The organism is Pedobacter polaris (assembly GCF_005116505.1).
Classification (GTDB): Bacteria; Bacteroidota; Bacteroidia; order Sphingobacteriales; family Sphingobacteriaceae; genus Pedobacter; species Pedobacter polaris.
In genome coordinates, this window is sequence record NZ_SWBR01000004.1 from 72,999 (window position 1) to 87,783 (window position 14,785).

The following is a 14,785-nucleotide window of genomic DNA, read 5'->3' on the forward strand; positions in this document are numbered from 1 at the left end:
CCCAACTTGATTGGGTATCGTAATGCGTTTGAAAGGGAAATTGAGCCTTAAGATTCCCGCTTTTACGGGAATGACGGCAAAAATGCATAGTCTTAAGGGACATATATTTCCTTGTAATTTAATTTTTATAACCGTAGGTTAAATTTTCAGCAATCCTTAAATTCTTCTATTTTATTGCATAATTTCAGCTATGAACTTTACTGAAGAATTTTTGCATTTCATTTGGCAATTTCGATTGTATGGTGCTCAAACATTGCGAACCACAGCAGGAGAAATTATTCAGGTATTGCACCAGGGTACTGTAAATAGAGATGCAGGTCCAGATTTTAGTAAGGCAAAATTAATTATTGGAGATACGACTTGGGTTGGAAATGTAGAGATTCATATTAAATCATCAGATTGGCTTTTGCACCATCATCAACAAGATAGCGCTTATGAAAATGTAATTCTTCATGTAGTTTATGAAGATGATACTTCAATTTATAGAAGAGATGGAACGGTAATTCCGGTATTAATATTAAAAGGCCTTTTCCCTTTACACTTATTAGATAATTATGAACAGCTGATTACCTCGGTGAATAATTTTCCATGCGAAAAGCAAATCCACTTAGTTGACGAATTTTTAATCAATAGCTTTTTGTCACGGGTTTTAGTAGAAAGATTAGCGCAAAAATCTAATGAAATTTATGATAAATTAAAAGAATTAAAGGGAGACTGGGATGAAACCTTTTATCATTTTATAGCTCGTAACTTTGGCTTTAAGGTAAATGCAATTCCTATGGAGATGCTTGCCCAGTCTTTGCCACAACAATTATTTGCCAAACACAAAGATAATCCATTGCAAATAGAAGCCTTAATTTTTGGACAAGCAGGTTTTTTAAATCAAAGTTTTGTGGATGAATATCCAAATCAATTGAAGAGAGAATATAAATTTCTACAAAAGAAATACGGCTTAAAATCAATAGATATCTCACTGTGGAAATTTATGCGAATGCGCCCACAGAATTTTCCTACTTTAAGATTAGCACAATTTGCAGCGCTAATCGTTAATTCTAATCATCTGTTTTCTAAAATTTTAGTGATGAGAGATTATCGAAACTCTCAAATACTGTTCGAGAATTTACCGGTAAATCCATTTTGGGAAACCCATTACCATTTTAATAAAGAGGCAGAAAATGTCAGTTTACAATTGGGTAAATCATCTATTCAAAATGTATTAATTAATACACTAAGTTTATTTTTATTCGCCTATGGAAAAGCATTAGACCAGCATAATTATGTAACAAGAAGTTTTTATTTGCTAGAGAATATATCAAGTGAAAACAATGCAATTATAAAACAATACGAGGATGCAGGCGTTCTTGTAAAAAATGCCTTTAACTCACAAGCATTATTGCAATTGAAAAAGAAGTATTGCAATGAAAAAAAATGCTTAACTTGTGGTATTGGTATTAAGCTATTAAAACAATAAAAAGATGTTTCAACGTATTGTTACCTTTTTCGAACAGCAAAGCTTTGGGGTTTCTACCTACTTAGCTAACAAGTTTAATATGAGTACAAACAAAGTCCGTTTGTTCTTTATTTACTCTTCTTTTTTAGCTGTTGGTTTTCCAATTCTGTTTTACCTTTTAGCTGCCGTAGTTTTAGACATCAGAAACTATGTGAAAAAAGTAAGGCTAAGGGTTTGGGATATTTGAGTTTAAAGTTGTAGGTTATAAGTTATAAGTGAAATCTCAAAAAACTTAAAACTTATCACTCAATCTTCAGGCATTAAAATCTCTGCAATTTCATTAAACCCCTTATCTGCAGCTAAGTCGGCTGGTAATTTACCACCTTCCATTCTTAAAGTTACCTCAGCACCGTGTTCTAATAATAAAATAATCAATTCTATATTGCCCAATTGAGCTGCAGAATGCAATGGTGCAACACCAGATTTTTGGCAAACATTAGGGTAAGCACCTGCATCTAATAACATTTTTGTAATGTTAAAGTTGTTGGCCGCGACAGCAGAGTGAATAGGAAAAACATTATATCCATTTTTACTGGCCACATTTACCTCAGCACCTTTAAGTACTAAAAAGCGAGCAATATCTTCGTGAGCAAAATAACAAGCCAATCCCAATGGTGTAAAACCATCTATAGAAAATGAATTAATGGTAGCAGGATTTTTAAAAATAAGCAAGGTAACATCATCAAACTTTCCAACGGCACAAGCATCGAATAAACTTAGTTCTGGTACAAATTCTGCAATTGCCTTAGCAATCTCTAACTTTTTATAATAACAGGCTAATAATACCGGAGAAATTTGATGCGAAGTAGTTTGACTAGCCAATTGTGGTTTTTGCGTAAGTAAGGCAACAACTTCCTCTAGTTGATCATTTTCAATAAGTGTTTCGAGATGCGTAATATCCATTTTAAAGGTTATTTTAAACTAACAGCTTAAATTAACAAAAATAAATTGAGAATTTTAAATGTTGACGATAGATTTAGCGGTTTTAAGCATTAAGGAATTAAGTAAAATGAAGGCTGTTCCGTATAATTGTTGTCATTCCGACTTTGGAGGAATCTATAAAAAGAGAATTAACTCAAAAGATTCTTCGCTACGCTGAATGACAAAAACTCTAATCGTTATAAAAGAAAAAATCCTGCTCAATATTATTAAGCAGGATTAACCTAAAACAAAACTATCTAAACAAAATTATTTATTCAGCTTTTAAGTAAGACTATCATTTATTAAGAAAGTTTAATCGCCATTAACTAAATGTTAAAAAACCCTTTTGGCAATTCGAAATAATTTCTTTAAATCGTATTCGTTTTATACATCACAAACAACTATATGTTTTATATTTGTTGATTAATAACATTTTCGAAAGATGCCGGTAAAGGGGAATTCATTCAAATCAAACTCATTTAAGCAAGAAGCTGAACCAACGAGAGCTGGCCAGAAGCAAACTACAACTAAAGCACCCCGGGCTAAGATAGATCTTTTACCCACTTTCGATTTACAAAATGGACGATTATTTAAAATAATTGGGCTTTTCTTTGTTATTATTTCTATTTATTTTTTAGTTGCCTTTACTTCCTATTTATTTACTTGGCAAGAAGACCAAAGTTATGTAATTGATGCAAATGGTGGCTGGAGCAATCTTTTTAAAGGAATTGAAGAATTAAAAAATAATGGTGTAGATGCGCCAGAGATTCAGAACTGGTTAGGTAAAATCGGTGCATTATTATCCCATCAGTTTATTTACGAGTGGTTTGGCATTGCCTCATTTTTATTTGTATTTGTATTCTTTGTAATTGGATATCGTTTACTTTTTAAAGTTAGAATATTTGGAGTTGAGAAAGTTTTAGGCTATAGCTTGTTCTTTTTACTTTTCTTGTCTTTAACATTTGGTTTTGCACATTCTTTCTTTTCAGATACTCCCCATTTTTTAGAGGGCGAAATAGGCTATTGGAGTAATAAATTATTAATTGCTCAAATTGGACAAGCGGGTGTAGGTGGGTTAATTATTTTCTTAGGACTAACGGTTTTAATTATTGCTTACAATATCGATTTTAAAATCCCACAGCGTGAAAAGGAAGTTTATCTAGATAATGAAGTTGCAGATTATGTAAGTGACATAAGAGAGGAAGTTGCGAAAAATAAGGAAAGTGAAGAGCCTTCTGGTCCGGTAGAATTTAGTATTAATGATAGATTTAAAAACGAACCTAAAAAAGAACAAAACATTGTTTTAACACCAAACCGCTTTGAAAACAAAGAGGAAAGTGTAGAAGATGTTATTGCTGGCCCTTTGGGTACAAATGTAATACTAACACCTACCGTTACCGCTGCAGCAACTCCATTAGAAGTAGCTCCAGAACCAGCCTTTACCATAGAAAAAAGTGAGGATGAAGTAAAAGCAAATGGCTTAGTAGAACAGTTTGGTAATTACGATGAAAAATTAGACTTATCTGGCTATCAATACCCGAATTTAGATTTATTAGAGAATTATGGTTCTAATAAAATTTCAGTTAATGCTGAAGAATTAGAAGCCAATAAAAATAAAATTGTAGAGACCTTAAATCACTACAACATAGAAATTGATAAGATTAAGGCTACCATTGGTCCAACAGTTACTTTATACGAGATTATTCCAGCACCTGGTGTAAGAATTTCTAAGATTAAAAACTTAGAAGATGATATTGCTTTAAGCTTAGCCGCTTTAGGTATTCGTATCATTGCACCAATGCCTGGTAAAGGAACAATTGGTATTGAGGTACCTAATCAACATCCAGAAATGGTGTCAATGAGAAGTATTTTGAATACAGAGAAATGGGCTACAAATACAATGGATTTACCTATTGCTTTGGGTAAAACGATTAGCAATGAAGTGTTTATTGCAGATTTGGCTAAAATGCCCCATTTATTGGTAGCAGGAGCAACTGGTCAGGGTAAATCTGTTGGTATCAATGCTATTTTGGTTTCCTTGCTTTATAAAAAACATCCAGCGCAACTGAAATTTGTATTGGTAGATCCCAAGAAAGTAGAGTTAACTTTATTTAATAGAATTGAACGTCATTTCTTAGCCAAATTACCTGGAGAAGCTGATGCCATTATCACAGATACCAAAAAAGTAGTAAATACATTAAACTCGTTGTGTATAGAAATGGATCAACGTTATGATTTGTTAAAGGATGCACAAGTAAGAAATTTAAAGGAATACAACGATAAATTTATCAAGCGTAAGCTGAACCCAAATAATGGTCACCGTTTTTTACCATTCATTGTTTTGGTAGTAGATGAGTTTGCCGATTTAATGATGACAGCAGGTAAAGAGGTGGAAGCACCAATTGCTCGTTTAGCACAATTAGCTCGTGCTATTGGTATTCACTTAGTTTTGGCGACACAACGCCCTTCTGTAAATATTATTACAGGTACAATTAAAGCGAATTTCCCGGCAAGGTTAGCTTTTAGGGTTTTATCTAAAATAGATTCGAGAACTATTTTAGACAGTGGTGGTGCAGATCAATTAATTGGTAGGGGAGATATGCTTTTATCTACAGGTAGCGACTTAATAAGGCTACAGTGTGCTTTTGTTGATACACCTGAAGTTGACCGTATTTCTGAATTTATTGGTAGCCAACGTGGTTATCCAGATGCTTACCAACTACCAGAATATATAGATGAAAATGCAGAATCTACCAAAGGTGATTTCGATCCTGATGATAGAGATCCTTTATTTGAAGATGCAGCACAGCTGATTGTAACACATCAACAAGGTTCTACATCCTTAATTCAACGTAAAATGAAATTGGGTTACAATAGGGCAGGTAGAATCATCGATCAATTAGAAGCTGCAGGAGTTGTTGGTCCGTTTGAAGGGAGCAAGGCTAGAGAAGTTTTATTGCCAGATCAATACGCTTTGGAACAGTTCTTGAATAACCTTAATAACAAAAAATAGATGTACGCTCTACTAACCTGAAATTGAAGCGTTGTTAGTAGATAAATTTAAAAAACATGAAAAAGATAATAGTAACATTATTTGTTCTAGGAACATTCGGATTTGTGGCATCGGCACAAACAGATGCAAAAGCTAAAGCAATTTTGGCAGAGGTAAGTAAAAAGTATCGTACTTACAATATTGTAAAAACAGACTTTACATTTACTTTAAACAATGCACAAGCTAAAGTTAAAGAAACCCAACAAGGTACTTTATACGTTAAAGCTAACGCGAATAAGTATAAAGTTGCAATGACCAATCAAGATTTAATTAGTGATGGTAAGGTACAGTGGACTTATCTTAAAAACGATAAAGAAGTACAAATCTCGAACGTAGACAATAGCAGCGATGCAATTAATCCGGCAAAGATTTTTACCATTTACGAAAAAGGATTTAAGTATATCTATACTGGTGAAAGTAAAGTTGGTGCAAAAACATATCAAATGATTGATTTGTCTCCGACAGATGCTAAGAAAACAATTTTTAAAGTTCGTTTAAGTATAGATAAAGCTACTAAGCAGATTGCTAATGTGGTTATCTTCGAGAAAAATGGAAATACTTATACTTATAACGTTAAAACATTTACCCCTAATGCTAAAGTTCCAGAAACAACTTTTGCTTTTGATGCCAAAAAATACCCTGGTGTTGAAGTGGTAGATTTAAGATAATTAATTAATCTCGATAATTATTGAGATACACGTTAAAAGGTTTGGGCAATTGCTCAAACCTTTTTTGTTTTAAGTGTTTTTTGAGTATTATTGCTCATAGTTCATTTGTCATGCTGAGCTTGTCGAAGCATCTTATAAAAACAAAGTTTGAAAATCACATTTTTAGGTACAGGTACTTCACAAGGCATTCCGGTAATTGGATGTAGCTGCGCTGTATGCCAATCTTCTGATAGTAGAGATAAAAGATTAAGGGTTTCGGTTTTAATTGAAATAGAAGGCACTACAATTGTAATTGATAGTGGTCCTGATTTTAGATACCAGATGCTTAGAGAAAAGGTAATGGATTTAGATGCTATTTTATATACGCATGAACATAAAGACCATGTTGCGGGCTTAGATGACATTAGGCCTTTCAATTACATCCTTAAAAAGCACATTGATATTTATGCAACACCAAGGGTGCAAGAAGCGCTAAAAAGAGAATTCTCTTATATTTTTTCGGATATTAAATACCATGGACTACCATTAATTAACTTATTTACTGTTGATGAAAGTCCTTTTGAGGTAAAAGGGAATTTAGTTATACCGATTGATGTGATGCATTATAAATTGCCGGTTAAAGGTTATCGGATTAATGATTTTACTTATGTTACCGATGCAAAAACAATTTCTGATGAATCATTAGCTAAAATTAAAGGAAGCAAGGTGTTGGTGATTAATGCTTTACAGAAAGAAGATCACATCTCTCACTTTACTTTAGATGAAGCCATAGCTTTTGCTAATAAAGCCGGAGCAGAAACTACCTATTTTACACACATGAGCCATAATTTAGGCCTACATGTTGATATTGAAAAAGAATTGCCTCCTCATATCAAATTGGCTTATGATCGTTTATCTTTTACTATAGCGTAATGCGTTGAGCTATTAAAAAAAACGCTTAAAATCATTCGATTGAACAATCTAACCGAAAAATTAATCAGTCTGGAGCGTTAGATGTGACCGGCTGTTGGGGAAATCCTTACGCTCAGCAAGTGAACGTAATCATTTAATTTAAAGTGACTCTGTTTCGCAGGAAAGAACAAAGGCTGGAATTAGACCTATAAAAAAGCGGGAAAAACCATTGGCCCTTCCCGCTCATCTAAATTAACGCTCTCGAATATTAAACACATTCTTTAGCAAAATGTTTTATCCGAAAAATAATATATTGATAGACCTAGCTCGCCTTTAGAATCAGAAATGCAATCAAGTGCTCTTCGAGCAGTTCGGCATTATAGGTTCCTTCGGATGTATGGTCCGAAAGCTCAAGGCTATCATCACTAACGATAATCGTGTAAGCATTGCCCTCGATGACTTCAGGAAAGCTGATATTTACAAAATCGGATACATGTGCAAATTCGACCGCCAGGTTGCTTCCAAGCCGCTCATTAACATACGAAGGAAACTCAGTCTTTAAAATATCGGTCAATTGCGTTGCGTCCAAGGGTTGGACATTGTTAATAGTAATCATATGTTTTCCCATAAGCTTCCAATAATGGTGCCCCGATTGAATGGCAACCACATTGCGCCAGGGAGCGATAATTCTTAGTGCCAATCAAATAGTGTCCGATTTCGACAACAATCAGCCATAAGATAATTAGGGTTTATTAAACTAACCTGCCAAAAACCATGAAAAGGAAATTTTTTTCAGTGCTTAAGCCTAGCGTAGTTGAAGTTAAATTCGTCCGATAAGCATTGAAACTAAAAAAACTTCCCATATAGGAAGTTTTTTTAAATCTATGATAAAAGTTAACGAATTTTAAGTCTTCTAAGGCCGTAGATACCTTTAGAAGATTAGCTTAGCACAAAAAAATTGGCAATATGCCTGTAAGTACCCTTGCATTTAAAAGCATATAATTTGAGAGGGAAAAATATATCTAAACAATTATTATCTCAATAAATAAGTTCGGCATGGACTATTTAGAATAAATATTTGACCTTAAAAGAACATCTACACGTTTAAAAGAGTTATACCTTTGTTTTAATCGATGCTATATAATTACGAATCAAGTACCGTCGATTGTTTAATGTCGTATTACATCAAAAAATAAGTAAATGAAAAAAATGATTAAAGTTCCAACTTCTTTAATTGGTTGTGATGCGCCGCAAAATGCTTTGATGTTGGATGGTTGCTCTGTAATTGAACAGTGCATACACAGTACGGAAGTTAAAGGAACAATGTACCTCGAACAGCATTTACTCCTCATCGTCCTAGAAGGTTCAGTAATTCTTACTTATGGAAAACAGGAATATAAGCTTTGTAAGAACGATATGATTTTACTTAAGAAAGCCACTGCTGTAAAATATCATAAATTCGGAAATCCTGAAAATGATAATATTTATGACAGTTTAATGTTCAGCATAAAAGATGATCTCCTGAAATCATTCTTATCTACCTCAGAAATTAAAATATCAAAACCTGAAGGAGAGATAAAAACAGGCGTTTATCCCATGAACGAATGTCTGGTTGCATTTGCTCAATCTTTAAAGCCATATTTTTTTGATGATTCTGTGGTTCATCCTGGACAGCTTCGTATAAAAATCATGGAATTATTGTATGATGTTGCGGAATGCAATCGAAATATGTTTTTACAGATCCTTCAGCTACATGAGCCTGTAAGGACTGATATCCGCAACGTGGTTGAACAACATTATGCATCTCCGGTATCGGTTTCAGAATTGGCATACCTCTCTGGCAGAAGTTTGTCAAGTTTTAAAAGAGATTTTCAAAATATCTACAATATTGCACCTGCAACATGGATAAGAGAAAAGAGATTAGAAAAAGCAAAAGAAATGCTGGAAACAACTATAATGTCTGTTTCTGATGTATGTTACTCCTTAGGATTTGAAAATGTATCCCACTTTTCAAGAATATACAAGGAATTTCACGGACAGGCACCAAGTGTCTCTCGTTAATAGGTAATCTAATAGCATCTTTCATCGTTCCTTTAAGCCATCAAAAAAGGACTAATTAGACAAAATCTTTGAGCTAATTAGAAAAGCCATCGAATTCTCGTCATTGTACCTTTGTTATAGAAAAGAGTTAATAATTCTGTCATTAATAAGCAGTGTATTAGTCTCATTAATAACAAATTAAAACAAGATGATTATGCAAAACAATCACGGCCAAAAAGGCGCTATCTCTCACTCTGCAGACGTAAAAATTAATGGATTACGAGAAAGTAGTAGAAATATAGCAAAAAAAGTGTTTCCCTCAGTACAAACGGTATTATTACTATCAGCCTTAACTTTTGGAAGCTTATTAATTTCATGTCAAAATAGTAATAATCAAAATAATAAAAAAGAAGTTATGCAAAACAATCAAGAACAAAAAGATGGCATCCTGAAAGCAATAGATTTATATGTTGAAGCAGGAAGAAAAGGCGACGGTAATATTGCAAAACCAGCATTTGCGTCAACTGCAACAATGTCATGGTCAGAAAATGGAGAATTGAAGAGTGTTCCTATCCAAGTACTAATCGATGGATTTTCGGCTTTAGAGCCAATGGAAGCGAGTTATAAACTCACTACTTTGGATGTAGAAGGTGATGCTGCAATAGTGAGAATTGAATCGCAATTTGGATCCGACAAATATGCCGATATGTTTACTTTGGTAAAAGATGGTAGCGATTGGAAAATCATTAGTAAAATTTATCAGGTAACAAAATAGAAATTTGGCTCAGCACCAAATATCAAAATACAAAACACCCACTATAGCAATTGTCCAAGTTGAAATGGGGGATGATGCTACAGATGAAGATTCCACCTATTTCCATTCATTGATCAAAATTAATGGAGAACGGAAAGTTGTTGCTGAACTTTTTCATCTGTACACTAAATAATCAAAAATCATTAGGTTGAAGTTTTTACTAGGAGCATAATATTGCTTCTAGTAGAGCTTTGCGTTTAAAAAACTTATAAATGAATAAATACAATAAGCTATTTACTCCCTTATCATTTGATAATGGGATTAGTTTAAAAAACAGAATTGTAATGTCGCCTATGACCACTTGGGCATCAAATGACGATTTTACTATATCAGATGAAGAAATCGAATATTATAAAAAAAGAGTAAATGGTGTAGGATTGGTTATCACAGGATGTACACATGTTACTGCAAATGGTATCGGTTTTACACATGAATTTGCAGGATACGATGATAAGTTTCTTCCAAGTCTTAAGAAGCTGGCAAATGCAACTAAAAGTGGTGGGGCGCCAGCAATATTACAGCTATTTCATGCAGGCAATAAAGCAATTCCAGGTCTTATTCCTAATGGCGAAGTGGTAAGTTCAAGCGCTGTTTTGAGTGGAACCATACTACTATCCGATAAAGAAAATCTTCCAAAAGAATTAAGCGAAAATGAAATTTTAGAAATGATCAAAGCATTTGGAGAAACTACGAGAAGAGCGATTGAAGCTGGTTTTGATGGAGTTGAAATTCATGGAGCCCATGGATTTTTGCTTCAAAATTTTATATCTCCCTTTTTTAATAAAAGAAATGATCAGTGGGGAGGTTCTCTTGAAAATCGCTTAAGACTTAGCCTCGAAATCGTAAAAGAGGTGAAAAAAGTAGTCTCTGAATATGCTAATACTCCATTTCTTATAGGCTATAGAATCTCACCTGAAGAAATGCCGCAACAAACCTATGGACTTCCAGACACGTTCACGCTAATAGACAAGTTGATTGCTGAGAAGATTGATTATTTACACTTTTCTTTGTTTGATGCTGTCAATCAAAAACCAATTGACTTACAACATTCAGAAGAGCCTATATCAGTTGTACTAAACAATTATGTTAACAACAGAGTTCCTGTTCTTGTTGCTGGAGGAATTACAACGCCACAGATGGCTAATCAGGTTTTAGAGTATGGTGTTTCTATGGTGGCAATAGGGAAAACTTTGATAATTAATCCTGATTGGGTAGAATTAATTCAAAATGGAGAAGAAGAAAAAATCACTTCAATTCTTAAACTTGATACAGTAGAAGACAAAAAAATTCCAGCGAAATTAATGACGATATTTGAAACACTAAAAGGCTGGTTACCAATGGAAGGCGAAGAGAACAGGATAGCCAAAGGTGCTTAGATTGCGATAAAAAATAGGTTAGACCAATGAAAATAGCATATATAATTTATAACGGAGCGCTTAAATATTCATCAGACTGCTGAGCGTTCAAAGCTAATCTTCTAATCCCCCTTTACCAGACTGAACCATTAGCAGGAATACTTTGAACAAGGCTGGAATAGCTTAGAACAGTGATTTTAAATAAAAAAACCGGACTTTTAAGAGTTCAAAGTCCGGTTGTACCGATCAGCAGGAATACTTTGAACATTTAAATCGCTTTTTATTGCTTATTGAGCCTATTATCGAAGATTTGGAGAGAAAAGGTTTCATATAAAATGCATGTTAAAATTTAACCGATTTTGATAAGGTATACCTTGACCAGATTATAATAGAACAAAAAATTTGCACATTTAATAGGACCCAGTTTTGTACTTTTTACTGGTAGGAATAGGTAGAAAAACATGGCGAAAATTGGATTCAGCACCAAGAATTTGTAATTTGATATTCGAAACTTAGACATTATGGATGTTCAGATGCGCCTATATTGGGAGTCTTATTCAGAAGACTTTACAACCGATGATTTAATTCGGACATTACATAATCCACTGAGGGATTATGAAAGCGATTTTGTCGATGGTGCTATTGTCGATATCGGTTGCGGCCAAACCACTTTTCTTTTTGAATATATCAATTCAGGCAGAAAGTTGATTGGTATCGATAATGACCAATATCAACTTGACTCTCTAAAAAACAGGATAAATAGTCTGGCCCACGAGGGTGTAAATATTGAATTGTACAACCTAACTTTGTTACGCAATAGTTTACCAAAAGAAACCTACTCGGTAGTTTTTCTGGCAAACATATTACACTTTTTCAATCTACAACAGTGCAATAAAATACTAGGCCAAGTGAAGGAAAATTTGGCAATAGGGTCATTCGTTTATGTTTGGACACATTCCGATAAATATTATATGAATAATCCGGGCAACTCTGAGAACAATGAGTACTTTAAGCATTATTTTACATTGGCCGACCTAGATAGTCTATTTATCCCATTAGGTTTTAAAAGACTTATGCATTCAGAAAAAGAACGTCTTTTTTCTGAAAAAGAAATGCAAACGCAAAAGAAGTGGCTAGAAAAGTACCTTGACCATCTCGAAATATTTGATAAGCAAGAACGGGCATCTATTATTAAAGAAAATTGGAAAAATAATCCAGAGGCGGATATAATGTGCATTTATAAGTTACCGTAATTTATAAGTTGATCAGTAGAAGTTTTTTTTGAATTCTAACTATCAAGAGGAGTAGATAAAACTCAACGAATATGGGAAATGACGAAAGTATTAAGAATGTTGACTTACAAAACGATTTGTCTAATGTGTGGCCGAAAAAAATTGAGGAACATTGGATAACATTAGAAAATGAGATACCCAAATTCAACACCTTTCAACTTTTAGCGAACATAACACATTACAATCATTTACATAAGGTTGATGATTATACAGATATTAGAGAGGATCGAATGCTTGTCATCCCCGAAATTGTTTCGTTATTCGCACTAAGAAGCAATTTCGTTAGAGATCGTCAATTAGACGAAAAAGATTATTTACAAGCTCTAAGAAATATTCAAGATGCTGCTACGGGCTATTTGATGCTGACAAGGGTAATTCAATTACATGAGAATAACAAAACATCACAGACTACATTAACTAAGATCACCAACAAATTGATGGAGGATGAAATGCTGGTTAGAAACCCAGGACATCCGGAGCATCACAAATTATTTGTTGGCAAACTTTATTCCTCCTTGTCGGATGATTTAAAAAAACACTTTGGATTTGATATTCAAGATAGCCTGATATTGAGGGACAAAATTGTACAACTTGTGAACGAGCGGTACATTAAAAAAGTGGAAGTTGCTAAGCTGCAGAAGGAGACCTTACGAGATGAAATAGTAAAATTTCGGAACACTAAACAGAGGAATGCAGAATCTACGCTTCTTAACGATCAAATATTATATTTCTCTTCTTTGAAATCCAAACAGCTCAACAAGGCACTAGACTATCACTTGCTAAATAAAATAACATACCAGCTAGAAGATATACATGTGTTTTCTCCAGAGGAACTTGCTGATTACTGTAATCTCACTATTGAGGTTACGAGCTCTTTTTTAGAACAATTTTCTGTTACATTCCCAACAGAAGGAATAAGTCAAATAGTAGCACCTGATAGTATTCTAAGAAGGAGACCTATTCTTCAGAATGAAGACAAATTTATGGTCGCATCCTTGTCATTATTGGGATGGTGTGTAGAACCTACTTTTGAAAACTATATTAACTCAATGCCTAAATTGGCTGCTAAGTACAAAGATAAGAAGCATGATTTTTTACTCGATGAGGGTATGTCAATGTTTTCTGGGTTGCTGGCTTCAGCGATAATACATCCAAAAAATTTATACTATACAACCGAAAATGGAGATGTTTGCGAAACTGATGGACTTATCACATACGACAGAACACTATTCATTATTGAAGCGAAGGGTCATCGTCTCAGTCAAAAAGCAAAAAATGGAAACTATGAGAGGACTGAGAAGCATCTTAAACAGTTAATCAGAGATTCTACTGAACAGGGCATTAGAACAAAGAAATTTATTGAAACATCTAGTATTGCAACTTTCCGGACATCAAACGGAGAAATTACCACAATAGATTCTAATGATTATGACGAATATATCATCGTGAGCTTGACTTTAGAGCCAATAGGACATCTTACACCCTTAGTAAAAGTTGGAAATGATCTTGGATATTTTGAGAAAGATGTATTTCCCTGGATCATTAGCATTTACGATTTAATAGTAATTAGAGATTTTATATCTCATCCAATACTTCTACTTCACTATTTGAAGCGGAGAAAAAGTTTTTTACTTCATGAAAGTATTCACATTTACGAGGAAACAGATATGCTTGCATATTTTTTATCTAATGGTCTTTATTTTGATAATACAATAAGCAAGATGGAAAAAGTAGGTTCAAATTGGCTAAGTTTCGAAAATAATACGGATATTTTTAATGACTATTACATGTATACTTTCGGCAAAAGTTCAAAGTTAAGGACTAAGCCAAAATTCTACCTACCTGATGAATTCATGGATTTGATCATGGCAATAGACTGCTCAAAAATTCAACATAAAAATATTATGCTGCTGGAAGCCTTGTCAATATCTCCATCGGCTTCAAGAACGCTAATGGATTATATCCGTAAAGTTCGAGAACAGTATTACAAAGATGGACAGATACATGATTGCAGTATTTTGACTAATGACGGCAAGCTTGGGATTACTTATATGGCTGGACCTGATCGTGGCGAATTGGATATGTCAATTTACACCTATTGTCGTTACAAATATGATAATATGAAACCCAATACTTGGATTGGTTTTGGTGATGTTTCACCTAGTGTGACTGGCTATAACATTATGTGTGCTATCATAATTAAAGATGAATTACCAAAACCTTATTGAAATAATTGAGAATA

The 14,785-nt window shown here is 33.8% G+C and carries 12 protein-coding genes; 10 read left to right on the top strand and 2 right to left on the bottom strand.

What is annotated here, in order from left to right; genetic code table 11:
• Window positions 1-190: 190 nt before the first annotated feature.
• Entirely contained in the window at window positions 191-1,471 is a 1,281-nt protein-coding gene (locus FA048_RS15040; protein ID WP_136842576.1) for a DUF2851 family protein, read from the top strand.
• A gap of 4 nt (window positions 1,472-1,475) precedes the next feature.
• Entirely contained in the window at window positions 1,476-1,697 is a 222-nt protein-coding gene (locus tag FA048_RS15045) for a PspC domain-containing protein (protein WP_136842578.1), read from the top strand.
• Window positions 1,698-1,756: 59 nt separating this feature from the next.
• Here the strand turns inward: FA048_RS15045 and FA048_RS15050 are convergent, their stop codons facing one another.
• Entirely contained in the window at window positions 1,757-2,413 is a 657-nt protein-coding gene (locus tag FA048_RS15050; RefSeq protein WP_136842580.1) for an ankyrin repeat domain-containing protein, read from the bottom strand.
• Window positions 2,414-2,873: 460 nt separating this feature from the next.
• Here FA048_RS15050 and FA048_RS15055 point away from each other — a divergent pair, with 460 nt between their 5' ends.
• From FA048_RS15055 to FA048_RS15065, 3 genes are all read left to right on the top strand, one after another.
• A complete protein-coding gene (locus FA048_RS15055; protein WP_136842582.1) occupies window positions 2,874-5,444 on the top strand; it encodes an FtsK/SpoIIIE family DNA translocase in 2,571 nt (856 codons plus the stop codon).
• Window positions 5,445-5,500: 56 nt separating this feature from the next.
• Window positions 5,501-6,151, top strand: coding sequence for a LolA family protein (locus FA048_RS15060; RefSeq protein ID WP_136842584.1), 651 nt, complete (start codon window positions 5,501-5,503; stop codon window positions 6,149-6,151).
• 147 nt (window positions 6,152-6,298) lie between these two features.
• Window positions 6,299-7,063 (top strand): MBL fold metallo-hydrolase, encoded by a 765-nt coding sequence (locus FA048_RS15065; RefSeq protein ID WP_136842587.1) that lies wholly within the window; start codon window positions 6,299-6,301, stop codon window positions 7,061-7,063.
• A 301-nt stretch (window positions 7,064-7,364) separates the two neighbouring features.
• Here the strand turns inward: FA048_RS15065 and FA048_RS15070 are convergent, their stop codons facing one another.
• Complete coding sequence (locus FA048_RS15070) at window positions 7,365-7,742, bottom strand: hypothetical protein (RefSeq protein WP_225872555.1); 378 nt, start codon at window positions 7,740-7,742, stop codon at window positions 7,365-7,367.
• A 500-nt stretch (window positions 7,743-8,242) separates the two neighbouring features.
• Between FA048_RS15070 and FA048_RS15075 the strand changes: the two genes are divergently transcribed.
• From FA048_RS15075 to FA048_RS15095, 5 genes are all read left to right on the top strand, one after another.
• Complete coding sequence (locus tag FA048_RS15075) at window positions 8,243-9,103, top strand: AraC family transcriptional regulator (protein ID WP_136842589.1); 861 nt, start codon at window positions 8,243-8,245, stop codon at window positions 9,101-9,103.
• A 193-nt stretch (window positions 9,104-9,296) separates the two neighbouring features.
• Window positions 9,297-9,857, top strand: a complete 561-nt coding sequence (locus FA048_RS15080) for a nuclear transport factor 2 family protein (protein WP_169306883.1) — start codon at window positions 9,297-9,299, stop codon at window positions 9,855-9,857.
• Window positions 9,858-10,108: 251 nt separating this feature from the next.
• Window positions 10,109-11,272 (top strand): NADH-dependent flavin oxidoreductase, encoded by a 1,164-nt coding sequence (locus FA048_RS15085; protein WP_136842595.1) that lies wholly within the window; start codon window positions 10,109-10,111, stop codon window positions 11,270-11,272.
• A 500-nt stretch (window positions 11,273-11,772) separates the two neighbouring features.
• On the top strand, window positions 11,773-12,504 hold the full coding sequence (locus FA048_RS15090) for a class I SAM-dependent methyltransferase (protein ID WP_136842597.1): 732 nt from the start codon (window positions 11,773-11,775) through the stop codon (window positions 12,502-12,504).
• A gap of 71 nt (window positions 12,505-12,575) precedes the next feature.
• A complete protein-coding gene (locus FA048_RS15095) occupies window positions 12,576-14,771 on the top strand; it encodes a hypothetical protein (protein WP_136842599.1) in 2,196 nt (731 codons plus the stop codon).
• The last annotated feature ends 14 nt before the right edge of the window (window positions 14,772-14,785 follow it).